This is a genomic window from Kitasatospora sp. NPDC028055 (assembly GCF_040637885.1).
Taxonomy (GTDB): domain Bacteria; phylum Actinomycetota; class Actinomycetes; order Streptomycetales; family Streptomycetaceae; genus Kitasatospora.
Map to the genome: position 1 here is coordinate 112,181 of NZ_JBEZXE010000010.1, position 17,994 is coordinate 130,174.

The window sequence follows — 17,994 nt, forward strand, 5'->3', positions numbered from 1 at the left end:
CACCGAACCCATCCTGGTCATCGTCATGAAGGTTTCTCCGTCGCGGACGGGCCGCCCGCACAGTCGCTAACCGCAGGCGCGGCGAAAAGGTCACGTGGCGCAGCTCACCGCCGTCAGGCTCGGGCGTGACATGCCGGGATCCCGCCACGTTGGTCAGGTGCGAACGCCATCGCTCATCCACCGCTCCCCACGCACACCCGCAACCCCTCGGCAGCTCTCTCGAATCTCTCGGCTCTCTCAGCGGAAGCAGGCCCGTATGCCACGCGCCCCCCACGACGGCCCGCACTCCGGCGCCGCACGGCAGGCGACCGCCACCGCGTCGCCGACGTACACGATGGCGGACCTCCCCGGGGCGTGGCCCCTGCTCGGCCACATGCCGGCGCTCGCCCGCGATCCACTCGCGTTCCTGGCCGGGCTCTCCGACCACGGCGATCTGGTGCGGATCAAGGTGGGCTCGCAGACGGCGTACGCGGTATGCCATCCCGAGCTGGTCCAGCGGTTCCTGGTCGAGGACCGTACCTTCGACAAGGGCGGTCCCGTCTACGACAGACTCCGGGAGATCACGGGCGACGGCCTGGGCACCTGCCCGGCAACCGCCCACCGCCGTCAGCGCCGGATGATCCAGCCCCTCTTCCACCGCGACGCACCGCCGTCACGCTCTCCTGGGCCTGGCACCTGATCGGTACTCACCCCGACATCCAGCAGCGGCTGCGCGACGAGGTCGCCGCCGTACTCAACGGGCGTCCTGCGCGCCTCGCCGATCTGCCCGCCCTGGAACTCACCGGCCGGATCATCACCGAGACCCTGCGCCTCTACCCACCGGACTCCGTGCTGAGCCGCACCACCACAACCGACACGGTGCTGGGCGGCCACCGGCTGACAGTCGGCACCACCATGATCTACAGCCCGTACCAACTCCACCGACGCGCCGACCTGTACCCGGCCCCCGACCGCTTCGACCCCGACCGCTGGCGCACCATCGGCAAACCCCCGCCCGGCACCTGGGTGCCCTTCGGGGGCGGAGCCCGCAGATGCATCGCCGACACCTTCGCCCTCACCCAGGCCACCCTCACCCTGGCCACCGTCGCCGCGCTCTGGCAGCTCCATCCGACCCCCGGCCGACGACCCGTCCGCACCGCCCGCCAGGCCGTCCTCGCACCGCACCGGCTGTTCATGCGCCTACATCGGGCCGGGTGACGTCGTGGAGCGGATGAATCTGCGCGTCGTGGACGTCCGGAAGTCCTACGGGAAACGTGAAGTGTTGCGGGCCGTCCGCCTGGACGTGCCATCCAGATCCACGACGTCACCAACCGGGCCAGGCCCAACATCCGCTGGATCGAAGCCCGTTACACCGACCAACGCGACGACCTGACCACCCACTACGGACCCGACTTCACCTCCCAGATGGACCAGCTGCTCTCGGCCTGACGGTCCGACCGGCCCACAAGGCGCCTGCCCGATACGGTCGGGGCCCCGTTCCGGTACGGGACAGGGCCCCGTGGGGTCTCAGGCCGCGAGGCCGAGATCGAGGACCTGGGCGGCGTGGCCGATCGAGCCGGGCATCAGATGGCGGTAGGTCTTGACGGTCACGTCGATGCTCCTGTGCGCCATCCACTCGGCCACGTCGGTGATCGGAATGTTGTGGCTGAGGCAGTTCGAGGCGAAGAAGTGGCGCAGGCCGTAGAGCGTCATGCCCTCGGGGATGTCGACGTCGCCGGCGCGCTTGATCCGGTCCCACTGGTTCTGCAGGTAGTAGGACGGGTAGGGCTTCGCGAGGTCGAGCGGGCGGCGGAGCAGGTAGCCGTCGATGGTGCCGTACGAGTCCGCGTACGAGAGCAGGCTGTGCCGGGTCCGGGCCGGCAGCGGGACGTCCCGGTAGTCGCCCTTCTTGCGGTGCTTGAGGTCGGGTGTGCGCTGACCTGCGGAGAAGCCTGTCGGCGGGCTGGGGGGGTCGGCCGCCGCGTTGCGGTGGGCTGTCGACGCCTGGCACTCAGGTCGTCCGGTACGCCGGAAGGCCTGCCCAGGCGGCTCTGTTCCTGGCCTTCCGCTCGCTCCCCCTACTCCGGGAGGAGTACGGCGACGCCGGTGACCCGGTCCGCGGCGAGGTCCGCGAGTGCCTCGTCCGCCCGTCGCAGGGAGTAGCGGGTCACGTGGACGGCCGGGCGGGTTCGGGCGGCTTCCGCCAGGTAGGCCTGGCCGTCGGCCCGGGTGTTGGCGGTGACGCTGCGCAGCGTGCGTTCCTGGAAGAGGTGGCGTTGGTAGTCGAGCGTCGGGATGTCGGTGAGGTGGATGCCGGCGATGGCGAGGGTGCCGCCGCGGTCCAGGGCCGTCAGGGCGGTGGGTACCAGCTCGCCGACGGGGGCGAAGAGGATGGCGGCGTCCAGTGGTTCGGGCGACGGGTCGTAGGAGTCGCCGGCGAAGGCGGCGCCGAGGTCCAGGGCCAGTCGTCGCGCCGCGGGGGCCCGAGTGAACACCGCCACGCGGGCGCCTCGGGCGAGGGCGAGTTGCGCGGTCAGGTGGGCGGATGCGCCGAAGCCGTAGATGCCCAGCAAGCCGCCCGTCGGCAGTTCGGCCCGTTCGAGGGCCCGGTAGCCGATGATTCCGGCGCACAGCAGCGGGGCGAGTTCCTCGGCCGGTGGGCCCTGGGGCAGGGGGTAGGCGAAGCGGGCGTCCGCGGTCAGGTGACCGGCGTAGCCGCCGTGCCGGTCCCAGCCGGTGTAACGCGAATCGGGGCAGAGGTTCTCGCGACCACTGCGGCAGTAGGTGCAGGTGCCGCAGGTCCCCGCGAGCCAGGCCACCCCGGCCCGGTCGCCGACGGTGAACCCCTCGACCGCCGAGCCGGTCGCGACGACCTGCCCGACGACCTCGTGCCCGGGCGTGCACCTCGCCCTCCTGGGGGCGAGGTCACCCTCCGCGAGGTGCAGGTCGGTGCGGCACACCCCGCAGGCCTCCACCTCCACCAGGATCTCCTGCGACCCGGGTGTGTCCACTGGCCGTCGCTCCCGCACCAGTGGCCCGGGGCGCATCCCGCCCACCGGGGCGGGACGGTCGACCACCCAAGCCTCGGTGTCCGCCGGTACTGCTCCTGCCGCTCTCATGGCTGTCTCCGATTCGCTCCTCGGCGTGTGGGTTCGGGGCCACCCATGTCGAGTCTGCAGGGCGGGTGCTCGTCCGTCATCAGGTGGCGTAGGGCGTGGTCCGAAAGACCCAGCGGTTGAGGCGATGACCAGGTCGGCGGCTGCCGCCGGGCGCTGCCCGGAGCGGGCCCAGCCACACCCCGTAGGAAGACTCCGTGACCTACACGCAAGGAGGACGCCATGTCTTCGGGTTCTCGGAGTCAGGGGCGGAGGTGCTCGGCGGTCTGGGCAAGGGTCCGGGCGAGCCAGGTGCCCAAGCAGTAGTGCTGTCCGGCCGAAGGAGAGGGTGGGGCGGGGAAACGGGGCGAACAGGTCCTCGAAGGGGTTGCCCGGAAAGGCGTCCGGGTCGCGGTTGGCCGCGAGGCGGTCGACGGTGACGAGTTCGCCGGCGCGGACGGTCACGCCGCCGATACGGGTGTCCTCGGCCGCGGCGAGGGCGTGGCCAGGGCGTTCCTCGCGGTCGCCGATGGTGGCCTGACGACTTCGGGGAATTTACTCGGGGACGTCTGGTACTGGGCCGACGGGTGATCAGTGGAGGGTGTTGACAGTGTGGCTAGGTTTGGATCATGGGCGAACGCAGGGTGGACGGCAGCGCAGGGGACGCGGACTACGGCACGATAGGCGGCGGGTACGCCACCTACCGGCAGCCGGACGCAAGGATCGAGCAGGCGATCACCGCCGCCCTGGGTGGGACGCGCACGGTCGTCAATGTCGGGGCCGGGGCGGGGTCGTACGAGTCGGCGACGCTGGAGGTGACGGCGGTCGAGCCGTCGGCGTCGATGCGTGCCCAGCGCCCCGCACACCTGTCGGCCGCCGTCGATGCCGTGGCCGAGAACCTGCCGTTCGGCGACGACGTGTTCGACGCGGCGATGACCACCTTCAGCGTGCACCAGTGGAGCGACTTCAAGGCAGGGCTGCGCGAGATGCGCCGGGTGGCGCGCGGCCCCGTCGTCGTGCTGACCTGCGACCCTGATCTCGTTCGGGACTTCTGGCTGTACGAGTACGCGCCGGAGGTGTTGGACACGGAGGCGCGCCGCTATCCGGTGATCGCGGATCTGACCGAGACGCTCGGCGGACACACGACGGTGACCCGGGTGCCGATACCCGTCGACTGCACCGACGGCTTCAACGAGGCGTACTACGCGCGCCCCGAGATGCTGCTCGACCCCGGTGCTCGACAGGCGTGCTCGGCGTGGAGCTTCGTCGACGAGCAGTCGCGCGAACGATTCGCCGCGGATCTGCGGCGCGACCTGGACAGCGGAGCATGGGACGCCCGGTTCGGCGCCCTGCGGCAACAGCCTTTCTATGACGGCTCGTTGGTTGTGATCCGGTCCGTTCCGGCCTGATACCTGCGTTGCGGCTCCGCTCGCGCCGTGACCTGAGAAGGGCCGCATGGGTTGGGTGAGTTGTTCCGCTCACTTGGGCCCGTGCGGCCTGTTCCCGTCCTGCCCTGTCCGGGGTGGCTGCCGCAGGTAGTTGTCACCAGGGGCACGGCCGGCTCTTCGCCCTCCGGACCTGCCTGGGCCTGGTCCAGCTCCAACAGCACGATGGTCCCTGCCACGATCCCAATGCGCAGGATCGCATGGGCAACTGCATTTTGATCTTTGTCGAGTTCGGCCGAGGTCTGGTCCCGTTATGTGCACACTGCGTAGGCTCGAAGCCAACTGCTCGCCGTCACTAGGGCCCGGGGGAGACGATGGCTCAAGAGGCAAGCCCTGGCCAGCTCATCGGTGGGAAGTACCGGCTGGTCTCCAGCCTGGGGTCAGGCGGCTTCGGACGGGTTTGGAAGGCCCACGACGAGCTCCTCGACGTAGATATAGCGATCAAGGAGATCTGGCTCCCGCCTGCGCAGTTCGAGGAGGAGTACAACGAGCGCCTCAAGCGTGCCGCACGTGAGGCCCGAAACGCCGCGAAGCTCCGCGATCACCCCAACATCGTGACCGTTCACGAAGTCGTCGTGGATGCCGGCCGCCCGTGGATCGTGATGCAACTGGTCAACGGCTGCTCGTTGGACGAATACGTCAGGCAGCGTGGCCCGTTGCCCCGCGACCTGGCGCTCAAGGTTGCCAGGGCACTCCTGGAGGCCCTCGACGCCGCTCACCGGGCCGGTATCCTGCACCGCGACGTCAAGCCGGCCAACGTCATGATGGCTTCCGACGGAAGGATCCTTCTCACCGACTTCGGGATCGCCCGGCACGAGAACGACACGGTGCTGACTGCGTCGGGGACAGTCATCGGATCCCCGGAGTACATGGCACCCGAGCGAATCCGGGGACGGGCCGACATGCCGGTCAGTGACCTCTTCTCCCTCGGAGTCACGCTCTTCCAAGCCATTGAAGGAATCTCCCCGTTCCGGAGGGAGACGTCAATGGCATCCATGTCCGCGGTGTTGATGGATGAGCCTCCACCGCTCGTGAAGGCCCGCGACCCGCTTAAAACCGTCGTCCGTCTGCTACTTGAGAAGAAGCCCGAACAGCGGCTCGGCATTTCCACGGCCTCGGTCCTCCTCGCTGCACCGCCTCACTCCCAGAACCCCGGTGGAACGCAGACCGAGCCCAAGATCTCACCACCGAAGAAGGATCACCAAGCTTTATTGAGGGCAGCCATAGAGCACGAGCGGCAACAAGAGGTTGAGAGAATGCTGCTCAATAGACCATCACCTGTCAGGCGGGTGCCCGCTGTCAACGCGCGGAGAACACTGGAACAGGAGCAGAGCGAACCTGAGGGCCAAGCTGGTGAAAGCAAAGCAACCAGGCAATCGGGCGGTCTTCCAGCAAAGGAGGTCTGGAAGATAGTGGCCGCAGGACTAGGATTCATAGTGCTATTCGGGGGGTTCTCGTGGGGCCTTTCAAAAGTGACGAATAATTCGGCCTGTGGCTGGATGAAGAGCGCACTCACCACGTATGAGCCGAATGGCTATACTACATATCAAAATCGACAACAGATCATCAATCAGACGAGAGACGCCCTGGATCTCCCAGGGCTTGACCATGACCTCAACTCCGACCTTGAGGTATATCTAGACAGACTATTGAGGAATTGGTCTGCCCAAGACGCGGGGGACAGTCAGGCGAGTCAGGCGAGGTCGGAGGTTCTGCGCGCATGCGGAGACAAGGGGGACCAATGAAATGCTGGGGCTCCCGCGAGCTCTGCGTGAAGTGATGGGCCATGGGGTGCCCGCAGCCGCCACGACGCGCTGGACGCGGCTACTCGTCGGAACGCAGGGCGATGACGGTGTGGCGGAAGACCGTACGCCGACCCTCGGTCGCTTCGGCTCGGACCAGTACGCCCGTGGCCGGGTCCACGGTGAGGTGGCACGTCAGGGTGGAGTCCGGGGCCCAGGCGCTGCGGGGGAAGGTACGTAGAGGGCGGACGGTCGCGGTGACGGCTCCCGGTGACGTGGCGCTGACGCGTGCCAGGTGGGAGACGATACGGGCCGGGGTGAGCAGTTCGGCCAGTCGGGCGGCCGCCGGGCTGGTCCTGTCCGGTACGAAGTCACCGGTCACCGTCAGTGCCCGCCCGTCGCACGTGATCGTCCAGGAACGGGCCGAAGGCGCGGGTGCGAGCGAGAGGTCGTGGTGCGGGTCGGCCTCCCTGCGGACCGTCGCGGTCAGCAGGGCCGGCTCCAGCAGGGTGGTGGCCATGCGCGCCAGGGTCCTTGCCGCTTCGGTTTCGGACCGCGCGTCCCGGACGTTCAGGTCGTCAACCCGTGCGGTCGCCAGGATGCCCTGATCGTCGTGGAGCGCGGCGGACCGGAGGAGGCCCGTGGCCGGGTCGAGCCGGATGGTCAGGCGCCGGGCGCCCGGCGGCAGCCATGGGTCGGCGGGGTCCGCGAACAACGGGTGCGGGGTGAGGGAGAGTTCGACCCACTCTCCCTCCCGGCGCGCCTCGGTCACCGTCCCGATGCCCCTGATCAGGCGCGCCGGGTCGAGCAGTGCGGCCCAGGGCTCGTCGCCGTCCTCCTCTCGGAGGCGCAGTGGGGAGATTCCCCTGATACGGAGGCGCTCCGTTCCTCCCCGCCGCCGGTTCGCGGGCTCGCCCGACACGGCGGCGGCGCCGAACCGGCCGCCGAGGTCCGGCTCGGCGTCCCGGGCCGCGTACTCGACGTCGATCACAGCGTCCACGTGCGCGTCCTCGGCGGCTGTCGCCGCGATCCGGGACAGTGCCCAGGCGGCCAGTCGCTCGCGGTCCGCCGGTGGACCGGCTAGCCGAGTGGAAGCTGCCATGAGACCCAAGTCTCCTCTGCGCCAGGACGGTTCGGAGCCCCCTGCACGTATACTCCCGAGGTTCGGTGCCGGCGAGAAATGGTTGATGCCCAGTGAGGAAGCGCGGGGCGTCGGAACGAAGCGCTTCCCGGCGACGGCCACTCTGGTTGCCGCATCGCACCGCGCTCAAGGCCCGTTCGGGCGCATCAACCCCTTTCCGCCAACGGCACACGCTCCCCCACAGCCGGTGAGTCGGTCTCGACCGGCAGGCAAATCACCTCTGTGCCAACGGACGGAAGCGACAAGCTCGCTCCTGACCTCGAAGCCTCGACCGTGATCAGCGGGTTTCGAGGTTGTGGGTCATGCGTTCGAGGACGCTGACGGCGGTGCGGTACTCCTCCGCGGTGATGCCGGTCATGGACAGTTCGCGGAAGGCGCTGATCCGGTCCTCGACGGCGACGAGGCGCCGGCGGCCGTCCGTGGTGAGCACCAGTCGGCCAGGTGCGGGGCGGGTGGCCCAGTCGTCGGCGAGAACGGTGTCGACGGCGGCGGTCAGGGTGGAGAGGTCGGCGTTGGGTGCGAGGGCCGTGTGGACGTCGGTGTCGGCGGCGTCAGGGGTGTCGCGGATGACGCTGAGGACCTGCCAGGAGGTTCGGGTGAGGCCGAACTCGTCGAGCATGCCGTTCATGTAGCGAGTGAGGGCCTTGTCGGTGCGGTTGAGCCAGTAGCCGATGGGCTTCATGGTGCTGGTCCTTCCGTGAAGTCGGGTGGGCCGAGCAGGACGCCGGGGCGGCGGCAGTCAGCGCGCGGTGAACGCGGCGGCGTTCTCGGTCGCCCACTGCCGGAAGGTGCGCGCCGGCGTGCCGAGCAGGGTTTGGCTGGTGTCGGCGATGGGGGCGGGGCCCGCGCAGGCGGCAGCCCACAGGGCGAGCAGGGAGCCCGCCATCGGGGCCGGCATGAAACGGCCCATCTGCTCCTCGGCCTGCTCGTGAGTGATCGTCTCGACGGGGATGTCGCGGTCGAGGACGTCGGCCAGGACGGCGATCTGCTCGCGGAAGGTGAGGGACTGGCCGCCGGTGAGGGTGAGCGCGCGCCCGCGGAGGGCGGTGTCGGTCAGGGCCTCGACGGCGATGTCGGCGATGTCCTCGGGGTGGATGGGCGCGATGTGCGCGTCGGGGTAGGCGAGCTGGACCGGCAGGCCGTGCCCGATGAAGTAGGACCAGCCGAGGGCGTTGCTGGCGAAGGCGTCCGGGCGCAGGAAGGTGCAGGGCAGGTTGGCGGTGCTGAGGGCGCGCTCGACGAGGAGGCTGTGCGAGGCAAGTGGGTCGGTCTCGGCGTCGGGGGCCAGGACCGAGGAGGAGGACAGCAGGACGATGTGCTCGACGCCGGCGGCCTGTGCGGTCTCGACGAAGGCGTCGATGCCCTCGGGCTGGGGATAGAGGAAGACCTGGCGCACGCCGTCGAGCGCGTCCGGGAAGGTCTCGGGCCGGCTGAGGTCGACTTCGACGACGTCGACGCCGCTCGGGACGGCCAGCTCGGCGGGCTTGGCGCTGGCGGCGCGGACGGGCAGGCCGGCGGCGTGCAGGCGGTTGATGACGGCCTGACCGACCTTGCCGCGGGCGCCGGTGATGAGGATGGCCATGGAAACTCCCGGAGGGGTCGAAGCGTGCTCGTAGACATATGCATGATTGCATGCACATATTTTCGCGTCAACACATGCCTTCGGCTGCTCACGGACATTACGATGGGTGCATGACGACGAACGAGCCGCAGACGGCCGAGGAGCTGCTGAACGCCGTGGGGCCCGCGTTCTCCAAGCTGCGCCGCACCTCGCTGCTGGAGGTCGAGAACCCCATCTCGGCCAAGGACCTGAGCCGCACCCTCGTCCTGAACATCGTCCTGGAGCACACCCGGGACTCCGACAAGGAGATCACCGTCGGAGCGGTGGCCGAACTCCTCGGCGTCGACCCCTCGGTCGCCAGCCGGATGGTCACCGACAACATCAAGGCCGGCTACCTGATCCGTGCCGCCTCCCAGCAGGACGGCCGCCGCACCGTCCTCCTGCTCAGCCCGGAAGGCGCCGACCTCATGGCGCGCTTCCGGCGCCACCAGCGCGCGGCGTTCGAGTACATCACCGCCGACTGGGCCGAGCGCGACCGCCTGGAGTTCGCCCGCCTGATGCTCAAGTACGTCGACTCCCTCGCTCAGTTGAACGATCGCCGCCTGGCCGAGGACGCCGAAGGATCCTGACCGCAGGCCCGCCTCCCCGTGACTCCTGGCCGGCAGATCAGGATGTCCACCCCACCTAGCCGCCGCAGCCCAGGCCGAGCCTCACATCCTGACAACGACTCACGTCAGCCGAACGCCAGTGAGTTGTTGACGTTCTCGTAGACCGTGTAGTCGGCCTTCTGGCCATCGCTCTGCTCCTTCTGGTAGCCGCGGATGGTGACAGCGAGGTGGAGGACGTGGCCGTCGTGGACCATGTACTGCTCGACGGCCTTGTCGTTGGGGTTCTGGGCGATGCAGGGGTAGAGCTCGTCGGCCCTGGTCGAGTAGTCGTATTCGATGACCGAGGCGTTGACGCCGCCGCCGTGGAGCATCGACTGGGGGGCGTGGACGGGCGTGATGAAGAAGGGGTCCGGGATGTCGTTGCAGTTCGGCGGCTTGCCCTGGCTGGTCTTCAGCGTGTCGAGCCGCTTCTGGGCATAGGCCCGGGCGTCCTGGGTGCTCCTGCCCTCGTCGCGCAGGTCGATCTGGATGCGCCCGTCCGGACTGGCCCAGGCGGCGTCGTCACTGCCGATCGAGGCCGTGTAGTCCTGCGGCACCGCGACGGCGAAGCCCAGCGACGGCGCCTGCTGCGCCTTGTAGCCGACGGGGGTGTTCGCGGGACTCGGCGTGCCGGCGGGCCACAGCGCCCAGGTGGTGGCTACGGCGATGACGGCCAGGGCCAGGCCGAGGGCGGCTGCCTTGCGCCGCTTCGTGCCGGTGACGGCCGTGGTGGCGGCGCGCAGCCGCAGGGTCAGCGCGGTGGGGAGCAGGGCCGTCGGGGCCGCCGTGTCGAGCACGGTCGGTGCGGGTGGTGCGGGCTGGGTGGCTGCCGCGGCGAGCAGTTGTCGAGCCTGGGCGGCCGTGGGCCGGCGGGCGGGGTCACGCTCCAGCAGCGACATGATCGGCGCGGTCAGCGCGCCGGTGCGGCGCGGTTCGGGCACGGGGTCGGTGAGGATCGCGGCGAGGGTGCTCTGGGGGTGCTGCCTGCGGTAGGGGTGGACACCTTCCACCGCCTCGTACAGGAGCACGCCGAGGGCCCACAGGTCGGCGGCCGGGCCGGGACGCTGGCCGGCGGCGCGTTCGGGCGAGAGGTAGGGGACGGAGCCGACCAGCACACCCGTCCGGGTCAGGTCGGTGCCGCCGTCGATCTGCGCGATCCCGAAGTCGGTCAGGATCGTCTCACCGGTCCGACTGCGCATGATGTTGGCCGGTTTGACGTCCCGGTGCACCACGCCGGCGGCGTGGACCGCGTCCAGGGCGGCGGCAATCTCGCTGCCGACCGTGGCGGCTTCGTGGACGCCGAGCGTGCCGGCGGCCAGGACCGCCTCCAGGCTCTCGCCCTCGATCAACTCCATCACCAGCCAGGGACGGCCGCTGACGGTCTCGATGTCGTGGACCCGGACGATGTTCGGATGCCGCAGGGCGGCGGCGGCCTGCGCCTCGCGTTCCATCCGCCGGAACCGCTCGTCGCGTTCCCGGTCGTCGATGTCCTGGGGGAGCACGGGTTCCTTGAGCGCCACCTGGCGGCGCAGCCGTTCGTCGGTGGCCCGCCACACCGTTCCCATCCCGCCGCGGCCGAGGCGTTCGTGCAGCCGGTAGCGGCCGTTGATGAGCGTGCCTGTCGTGGCGGCGCCGGCCGCCGGTCCCCCTGAATCGGTCATGGCGCATATCTTGGCGCAGCCTGCCTCGACGACCAATCCCCGGCGGATGACCGGTGCGACGGACCGGGGCACCCGTCGTCCTGCAGCGCTGCCGACCGGGACGACGGGGAGATGTACCTGCGATTCCGGGAGATCGCCGAGACGCTGCGCGGACGCGGCCGTTCGGTCCCGGTCGGCTCCCACCTCGCCCATGACACCGAACGGCTCGACGCCGTCCACCAGTTGGCCGGGATCCCCCGCGGTGGTGTCAAGGCCCCGGCGTCGGCATGACAACTCCGCTCCGCCGAAGCGCCGTTCGCGGCTCCTGACCGGCGGCGGACACCGCCGCGCCACCGGGCCTGGCCGCGGCCACCAGCGCGTGCACCACGGCCGGCTCGAAGGCCACCTCCGGGTGCCACTGAACGCCCACGGCGAAGCGGTGCCGGGTGCTCTCGATCGCCTCGATGGTCCCGTCCGTCGCACGGGCCGAGACCATCAGCCCGGCGCCGAGGGAGTCCACCGCCTGGTGGTGGTGGGTGGCGACCCTGCTGGTGCCCGGCAGGAGTGCGCCGAGCCGGGTCCCGGGCACCGTGGTGACGGGATGGGGGGCGAAGTGCCCCCCGTACGGGTTGTGGCCGTGGTGCCCCACCTTCTCGGGGAGGTGCTGGACCAGGGTGCCACCCGCGTGCACGTTCATCAGCTGCATCCCCCGGCAGACTCCGAGCACCGGCATGTCACGGGCGAGTCCGGCGGCCAGCACGGCCTGTTCCCACCGGTCGCGTTCGGGGACCGGCGGCCCGGTGCAGGTGTGCGGCTTCGCTCCGTACAGCGCGGGATCCAGGTCCTCGCCACTGGTCAGGATGATCGCGTCCAGGTTCTCGACCACGTCGGCCGCGGCCTCCGGCGCGTCCGGCGGCAACAGGACGGCGCGGCCGCCCGCCGCCCGGAGGCAGCTGGTGTACGCCGCGGGCAGCAACACGGCGGGCAGCTCCCACTCGCCCCACCGTGCGTCGGCGAGGTAGGTGGTGAGTCCGATGAGTGGCTTGCGCATACCACTTCCTTCCAGGGCTGGGGCCGGTCGTCGACGGCCGTCTCCTCCGCGGCCCACCGGCGGCACAGGTGTGCGGCGGGTGGGCCGCGAAGGAGGGGGTGCACGGCGCGGCGGCGCTCGGAGGCGCCCGCGGTGGCGAGCGATCGGCCACGTCGCGGGGGCGGAGGCTTGCGCATCCGGGCCGCAAGCAAGAATCCTGCTGCCGTTCATCCTTAAGCACAACAAAAGATGTCTTCGCGACAGATAAGTGAGCCTTAACTCCATGCAGAGACTGGACCCCCGCCTGCTCGCCACCCTCGAAGCCGTGGTCCGCCACGGTTCCTTCACCGCCGCCGCCCGTGAGCTGGGGTACAGCGCGCCCGCCGTCTCGCAGCAGATCGCCGAACTGGAACGCCGGGCGGGTCTCAGGGTGCTCGAACGCCGGCCCGTGCGGCCGACCCCGGCGGGCCAGGTCCTGCTCGACGCCGAGCAGGGAGTCCGGAGCGCCCTGGCGGCGGCGGCCGTGGAACTCGACGCCATGCGCGCCGGCACGGCCGGACGGATCCGGCTCGGCGCCTTCGCCTCCGCCGCAGCCGGCATCGTCCCGAAGGCGCTGGCGCAGCTGCACGCGGTCTACCCCGACGTGCAGGTCAGCCTCTCCCAGGTGGAGCCCGAAGCGGGCTACGGCCGCCTGAAGCGGGGAGACATGGACCTGGCCCTCAGCTACGACTACGACTTCATACCCCTGCCGCCGCCCCGGACGCTGCGCCGGACGCTGGTCGCACGGGATCCGGTCGTGGCGGTGGTCCCGGCCGGCCACCACCTCGCCGACCGGGACGTCATCGACCTGGCCGGCCTCGCCGCCGAGACCTGGATCGCGGCCCCGGAGGCGGCGCTGCGCCTGGAACTGCTCGCCCAGATCGCCAAGACGTCGGGCTTCCAGGCTCGACTGGCCTACGAGGGCGACGACTTCAACACCGTGCTGGGCTTCGTGGCCGCGGGCCTGTGCGTCGCCGTGATGCCACAACTCGCGCTTCCCCGGGGTGCCACCCAGGTCGTGGCCCGCCCGCTGGCGGACCCGGAGCTGATGCGGTTCATCTACGCCGTCCGCATCGACACCCGGCACGCCCCTCGCGCCCTGCTGGCGTTGGAGCAGATGCTCGCGGAGCAGGCGCTGGCCGCCCTCTCGTGAGGCGCACCCGACGGACCGGACGCGCCCCTCCTCCGTTCCCGCCCCTCCCCCGTCGCCACCCCACGGCTGCCTGTCGCCTGCCGCCTGCCGCCTGCCGCCTGCCTCCGGCTGCTGCTGTGGCCCCGCTACTCCGGCTGGCCGCCCGGGTTCGCGGTGAGCCGCTCCCGCCACTGGGCGACGGCCGTCGGGGAGGTCGCGGCCAGCCGGGCGATCTCCTCGTCGTCCCGCCCGTCGGTCCAGTTGAGGACCCGGGTCAGGACGGTGTTGCGGGCACGGCGGAGCTCCTTGACCATCTCCTCCAGCCGCGCCAGCTCCTCGCCGGTGGCGGCGAGCGTCTCGTCGACGGCCGCACGCTCCTCGGCCCGCTGTTTCCACAGGTGGTCGTTCAGCCCGGTGAGGACCACGCCGTCGTTCTCCGCCGCGCTGCGGAAGGTGTCAGCGAGGTGGCCCAGCACGCAGTCCGGGGCGTCGGCGAGGCTCGCTCCCATGACCCTGGCCGCCTCCCAACTGGCCCGGCCGGCCTCGCTGGTGCTGAACCACGTCCCGGCTTCGACCGGCGTACGGTCCCCGCAAGCGGCCGCGCGGTAGGCGTACAGGGCCGCGCGGTGGCCGTAGAACGTGTAGCCCTCCTCGATCCGGACGTTCGCCGGAGCGCACATCCGCCCCGGTACGCCGCCGTAGCCGGAGGCGGGTTCGTAGGCGGCGTAGGCGTCCAGCTCCGCGTCGGTGGCCGTGGACCAGGACGGATCGCACAACTCCGGGTTCCGGGCGAGGAAGTCCGCCACCTCGACCCGCGTCGCGCGGACCCGGCTCGTACGGGGTTCGGGCCAGGTCACCGCTCCCGTCGCGTCGGACGTGTAGCGGCAGGCCTGTTCGAGATCGGCCCAGGCCGTGGCGGCCTCGGCGGACCATTCGAGGTCGGAGGCCGGCCCCACCCGGTGCAGGGAGTCGACCACCCGCTGGACCGTGGGCAGTAGCCGCCCGGCCAGGGCGTAGAGCTCCTCGGCGGTGAAGAAGCGCCAGGTCGACGTGCCCTGCCCGTCGGTGGCGCTGTGGGTGAGCGGGTGGACGAGGACGGCGGGCGAGGGCAGGGCCCCGTCTCCGGCCTCGCACCGGCGACGTCCCGGGAGCTCGGCGGCGGAACCGTCCTCCTGCGTCCGCCAGTCGGAGTCCCCGAACCACACGGCGCCGGTGGAGAGGTCGACGGCCAGCCACTGCTGGTAGCCGTTCCCCGGGCCGAACCGCTCCTGCCGGTGCTCGGCCTGGCGGTCGTGCCACACGTATTCCGCCGGCGGCGGGTTGAGTTGGACGGCTACGAACCCTTCCTCGGGGGTGTACCCCACGACGACGTGTGCGGCCGGTTTGCGGTGTTCGGTCCCGGACATGCGGCTCCCCTCCGTGGCGGACCGTGGCTGACTCACCACTGTGCGCACCGAGCCTGCCGTGCGAAAGCTTTCCGATCAAATCCGATCACTTGCGGACTTGTCCCCCAATGAGGCTCCGTGCACGATCCGGTGGCGGCAGCTGACGCACCGTCGGTCCGGCCTCCCGCCACGCGCCGCCGCCACCGAACCGCCCTTTCCGCCCCCCGACTTGCCGATGAGGCTACGGCGCCCATACGATCCGGGACGACTGTGTGTCGGGGTGCGGTCGCCCGTGAACCAGGCCGCCGCACAGGGCTGGAATTGCAGCCAGGCGCTGGCCGAACTCACCGTCTGGTCACGGGAGTGCACGCCCGCCAGTACGGGGAGTACAGCTACGACAAGCCCCGCGAGGCGTACGCCCTCAAGCGGTCCATCCAGCGTGGCCAGCGGCAGTTGCTTCACCGGCGAAACCCGCCGGTTGCGTTCTCGACGCTCAGCCGCCGACGGGTCGTGCGTCGTCCCGGCGTCCGGCCGCGTGGAGGGAGCCGAGGAGCGCGAGGGAGTCGGCGTCGGTGCTGCCCGGCTCGGCGGTGCCGACCAGCAGGTACTGGCCGTCGGCGGCCTGCACGTCGAACGCCTGGTAGGTGCGGGTGATGCGGCCGACGTCGGGGTGGTTGAAGACCTTGGTCTTGCGGCCCAGGCCGCTGACGCTGTGGTCTCGCCACAGGGCGGCGAACTCCGGGCTGTCGGCGATCAGTTCGCGCACTGTCGCGGCGAGTTCGGGGTCGTGGCGGTCGTGTCCGGCGGCCAGGCGCAGTGCTTCGACGGTGTCGCGGGCGACGCTGTGCCAGTCGGCGAAGAGTTCGCGGGCGGCGGGGTCGTGGAAGAGGGAGCGCACCATGCGGTGGGGGTCGGCCAGGGGTGAGAGCAGGGCGTCGGCAAGGGAGTTGGAGGCGAGGACGTCCAGGCGGCGGTTGATGACGTAGGCCACGGCGGTGGGGAAGGCGTCCATGAGCTGGAGGAGGGCCGGGTGCACCTGGTCGTGGGGGTGGGCGGGTGCTGACTTGGGCAGCAGGCCGGCCAGGCGGTAGGCGTGCCAGCGGGCGTCGGTGCCCAGGCGCAGGGCGCCGGCGATGGCGTCGATCACCTGGCCGGAGGGGTTGGTCTCGCGGCCCTGTTCCAGGCGGGCGTAGTAGTCGGCGCTGACGCCGGCCAGGACGGCGACCTCCTCGCGTCGCAGGCCCGCGACCCGGCGGGAGCCGGAGGTGGGCAGGCCCACGTCGGCGGGCGTCACCTGGGAGCGGCGTGCCCGCAGGAACGCGCCCAGCTCGTGGCCACTCATGCTTCGCATCGTACGCCGCTGCCCGGGCTGTCCGCGGTGGTGCGCGAGGGGCCCGACGGCCGGTGCGCCCGTGGCCTCGGGCCGGTGCGCCCATGGCCTCGGGCGGGTGCCCGTCGCCGAGGCCACCGGTTCGCCGGGGAGCGGCTCGCTCGGTCGTGGTGTGGTTCGGACGGCTGTTCCTGGGTGTGGCACTCCTAGGCAGGCCCGGCCTTCCTGGCGGGCGGCGAAGTGCCGATAGTCGGTGGTGTGCCGGTCCGCGGCCATGGGGGCACCGGGCCGGACGTCCGCCCCGAATGCGGGCACACACCCACCGATCGTCGTGCCAGGAGAACCACCATGGACACCAGTGCCTTCACCGACTTCACCATGACCGTCGCCGGCCGGGCGGTGGCGGGTGCGGCGTCCTACGAGGTCCTCGACCCGGCCGACGAGACGGTCGTGGCCGGGGCGCCGGTCTGCTCGCCCGAGCAGCTCGACCAGGCGGTGGCGGCGGCCCGGGCGGCCCTGCCCGGCTGGTCGGCGACGCCGTTGGAGGAACGGCGCAGGCTCGTCCTGGCGGTCGCCGACGCCGTCGAGGCGCAGCTGGAACCGCTCAAGCGGCTTCTCACCCGGGAGCAGGGCAAGTCGTTGGACGACGCCGCCGCGGAGATCCTCGGGTTCGGGTACTGGCTGCGGGGGACGGCGGCGCTGTCGCTGCCGGAGACGGTGAACGAGGACAGCGCGGAGCGGCTCTCGGTGACCCGCCGGGTGCCGCTGGGGGTGGTCGGCGCGATCGTGCCGTGGAACTACCCGCTGGGCAACGCGGGGTTCAAGCTCGCCCCGGCGCTGCTGGCGGGCAACACCGTGGTGTGGAAGCCCTCCCCGTTCACCCCGCTGGTCACGTTGAAGGTCGGCGAGCTGCTGCGCGAGGTGCTGCCGCCCGGTGCGCTGAACGTCGTCTCGGGCGGCGCCGAGCTGGGGCCGTGGATGACCGCGCACCCCGGCATCGACATGATCAGCTACACCGGCTCCACCCGGACCGGCCGCGAGGTGATGGCCGGCGCGGCGCCCACGCTGACCCGGGTGACCCTGGAACTGGGCGGCAACGATGCGGCCATCGTCCTGCCGGACGTCGATGTGCCCGCCGTCGCGGAGAAGCTGTTCTGGGGCGCCTTCGCCAACAGCGGCCAGGTGTGCCTGGCGATCAAGCGGCTGTACGTCCACCGCGACGTCCACCAGCCGCTCCTGCGGGCGCTGGCCGCCTACGCCGCCACCGTACGGGTCGGCCGCGGCACCGAGCCGGGCGTGCGGCTCGGCCCGGTGCAGAACCGCCCACAGTACGAGCGGGTCCTCGACCTCCTCCGGGACTCCCACGCCCAGGGCCACCGCTTCGCCGCCGGCGGCCGGGCCGGGGAGGGGACGGGCTACTTCGTGGCGCCGACGCTCGTGGACGATCCCCCGGAGTCCTCGCGGATCGTCCAGGAGGAGCAGTTCGGGCCGGTCCTGCCGGTGCTCCGCTTCGACGACGTCGAGGACGCCGTCGCCCGGGCGAACGCGAGCGAGTACGGGCTCGGCGCCTCCGTCTGGTCGTCCGACCCGGAGGCGGCCCTGGCCGTCGGACGGCGCCTGCGGGCCGGCACGGTGTGGATCAACGAGGTCCAGCACCTCACCCCGCTCGTCACCTTCGCGGGCCACAAACAGTCCGGGCTCGGCTCGGAGAGCGGCGCCGAGGGGCTGCTCGAATACACCGCGCCCCAGACCGTCACCCTCCGCCGCGCCACCGCCCCCTCCCCCTCTCCCCCGCAGCCTCGGCCTGAGACCCGGGCGTGAACCGACG

17 protein-coding genes are annotated in these 17,994 nt (G+C 71.1%); 8 read left to right on the forward strand and 9 right to left on the reverse strand.

Features of this window, described 5'->3' with window-relative positions; translation table 11 throughout:
- The first annotated feature begins 256 nt into the window (after positions 1–256).
- Together AB0F71_RS14220 and AB0F71_RS14225 are read left to right on the forward strand one after the other, a co-directional pair.
- Positions 257–679 carry a cytochrome P450 gene (locus AB0F71_RS14220; RefSeq protein ID WP_360232893.1) on the forward strand — a complete coding sequence of 141 codons (423 nt, stop codon included), beginning with the start codon at positions 257–259 and terminating at the stop codon, positions 677–679.
- A gap of 17 nt (positions 680–696) precedes the next feature.
- Positions 697–1,197 carry a cytochrome P450 gene (locus tag AB0F71_RS14225; RefSeq protein ID WP_360232884.1) on the forward strand — a complete coding sequence of 167 codons (501 nt, stop codon included), beginning with the start codon at positions 697–699 and terminating at the stop codon, positions 1,195–1,197.
- A gap of 309 nt (positions 1,198–1,506) precedes the next feature.
- Here AB0F71_RS14225 and AB0F71_RS14230 read toward each other — a convergent pair whose 3' ends face one another.
- Both AB0F71_RS14230 and AB0F71_RS14235 read right to left on the reverse strand, forming a co-directional pair.
- Positions 1,507–1,692: a tyrosine-type recombinase/integrase gene (locus tag AB0F71_RS14230; RefSeq protein ID WP_360232662.1), complete on the reverse strand. Its 186-nt coding sequence runs from the start codon at positions 1,690–1,692 to the stop codon at positions 1,507–1,509.
- 365 nt (positions 1,693–2,057) lie between these two features.
- Complete coding sequence (locus tag AB0F71_RS14235) at positions 2,058–3,098, reverse strand: zinc-dependent alcohol dehydrogenase family protein (RefSeq protein WP_360232665.1); 1,041 nt, start codon at positions 3,096–3,098, stop codon at positions 2,058–2,060.
- A 605-nt stretch (positions 3,099–3,703) separates the two neighbouring features.
- Here AB0F71_RS14235 and AB0F71_RS14240 point away from each other — a divergent pair.
- Both AB0F71_RS14240 and AB0F71_RS14245 read left to right on the forward strand, forming a co-directional pair.
- Entirely contained in the window at positions 3,704–4,483 is a 780-nt protein-coding gene (locus AB0F71_RS14240) for a class I SAM-dependent methyltransferase (protein ID WP_360232668.1), read from the forward strand.
- 350 nt (positions 4,484–4,833) lie between these two features.
- Entirely contained in the window at positions 4,834–6,264 is a 1,431-nt protein-coding gene (locus AB0F71_RS14245; protein ID WP_360232671.1) for a serine/threonine-protein kinase, read from the forward strand.
- A gap of 79 nt (positions 6,265–6,343) precedes the next feature.
- Here the strand turns inward: AB0F71_RS14245 and AB0F71_RS14250 are convergent, their stop codons facing one another.
- The 3 genes from AB0F71_RS14250 to AB0F71_RS14260 form a co-directional block, all read right to left on the reverse strand.
- Positions 6,344–7,363 carry a hypothetical protein gene (locus AB0F71_RS14250; protein ID WP_360232674.1) on the reverse strand — a complete coding sequence of 340 codons (1,020 nt, stop codon included), beginning with the start codon at positions 7,361–7,363 and terminating at the stop codon, positions 6,344–6,346.
- 316 nt (positions 7,364–7,679) lie between these two features.
- Positions 7,680–8,084: a MarR family winged helix-turn-helix transcriptional regulator gene (locus AB0F71_RS14255; RefSeq protein ID WP_360232677.1), complete on the reverse strand. Its 405-nt coding sequence runs from the start codon at positions 8,082–8,084 to the stop codon at positions 7,680–7,682.
- 57 nt (positions 8,085–8,141) lie between these two features.
- Entirely contained in the window at positions 8,142–8,984 is an 843-nt protein-coding gene (locus AB0F71_RS14260) for an NAD(P)H-binding protein (protein WP_360232680.1), read from the reverse strand.
- A gap of 110 nt (positions 8,985–9,094) precedes the next feature.
- On the opposite strand from AB0F71_RS14260, the gene AB0F71_RS14265 reads away from it, so the two are divergent.
- Positions 9,095–9,592 (forward strand): MarR family winged helix-turn-helix transcriptional regulator, encoded by a 498-nt coding sequence (locus AB0F71_RS14265; protein ID WP_360232683.1) that lies wholly within the window; start codon positions 9,095–9,097, stop codon positions 9,590–9,592.
- A 104-nt stretch (positions 9,593–9,696) separates the two neighbouring features.
- Here the strand turns inward: AB0F71_RS14265 and AB0F71_RS14270 are convergent, their stop codons facing one another.
- Positions 9,697–11,271, reverse strand: a complete 1,575-nt coding sequence (locus AB0F71_RS14270; protein ID WP_360232686.1) for a serine/threonine-protein kinase — start codon at positions 11,269–11,271, stop codon at positions 9,697–9,699.
- Positions 11,272–11,382: 111 nt separating this feature from the next.
- On the opposite strand from AB0F71_RS14270, the gene AB0F71_RS14275 reads away from it, so the two are divergent.
- Entirely contained in the window at positions 11,383–11,541 is a 159-nt protein-coding gene (locus tag AB0F71_RS14275; RefSeq protein WP_360232689.1) for a hypothetical protein, read from the forward strand.
- Here AB0F71_RS14275 and AB0F71_RS14280 read toward each other — a convergent pair.
- Positions 11,519–12,301 carry a gamma-glutamyl-gamma-aminobutyrate hydrolase family protein gene (locus AB0F71_RS14280; protein ID WP_360232692.1) on the reverse strand — a complete coding sequence of 261 codons (783 nt, stop codon included), beginning with the start codon at positions 12,299–12,301 and terminating at the stop codon, positions 11,519–11,521. The genes AB0F71_RS14275 and AB0F71_RS14280 overlap by 23 nt on opposite strands.
- A gap of 262 nt (positions 12,302–12,563) precedes the next feature.
- Here AB0F71_RS14280 and AB0F71_RS14285 point away from each other — a divergent pair, with 262 nt between their 5' ends.
- The gene (locus AB0F71_RS14285; protein ID WP_360232695.1) at positions 12,564–13,472 is read left to right on the forward strand and encodes a LysR family transcriptional regulator; all 909 of its coding nucleotides are present in this window, start codon (positions 12,564–12,566) and stop codon (positions 13,470–13,472) included.
- 125 nt (positions 13,473–13,597) lie between these two features.
- Here the strand turns inward: AB0F71_RS14285 and AB0F71_RS14290 are convergent, their stop codons facing one another.
- A complete protein-coding gene (locus AB0F71_RS14290) occupies positions 13,598–14,857 on the reverse strand; it encodes a hypothetical protein (protein WP_360232698.1) in 1,260 nt (419 codons plus the stop codon).
- Positions 14,858–15,329: 472 nt separating this feature from the next.
- Positions 15,330–16,178 (reverse strand): helix-turn-helix transcriptional regulator, encoded by an 849-nt coding sequence (locus AB0F71_RS14295; protein ID WP_360232701.1) that lies wholly within the window; start codon positions 16,176–16,178, stop codon positions 15,330–15,332.
- A gap of 336 nt (positions 16,179–16,514) precedes the next feature.
- Here AB0F71_RS14295 and AB0F71_RS14300 point away from each other — a divergent pair, with 336 nt between their 5' ends.
- Positions 16,515–17,987: an aldehyde dehydrogenase family protein gene (locus tag AB0F71_RS14300; protein ID WP_360232703.1), complete on the forward strand. Its 1,473-nt coding sequence runs from the start codon at positions 16,515–16,517 to the stop codon at positions 17,985–17,987.
- Positions 17,988–17,994 lie beyond the last annotated feature (7 nt).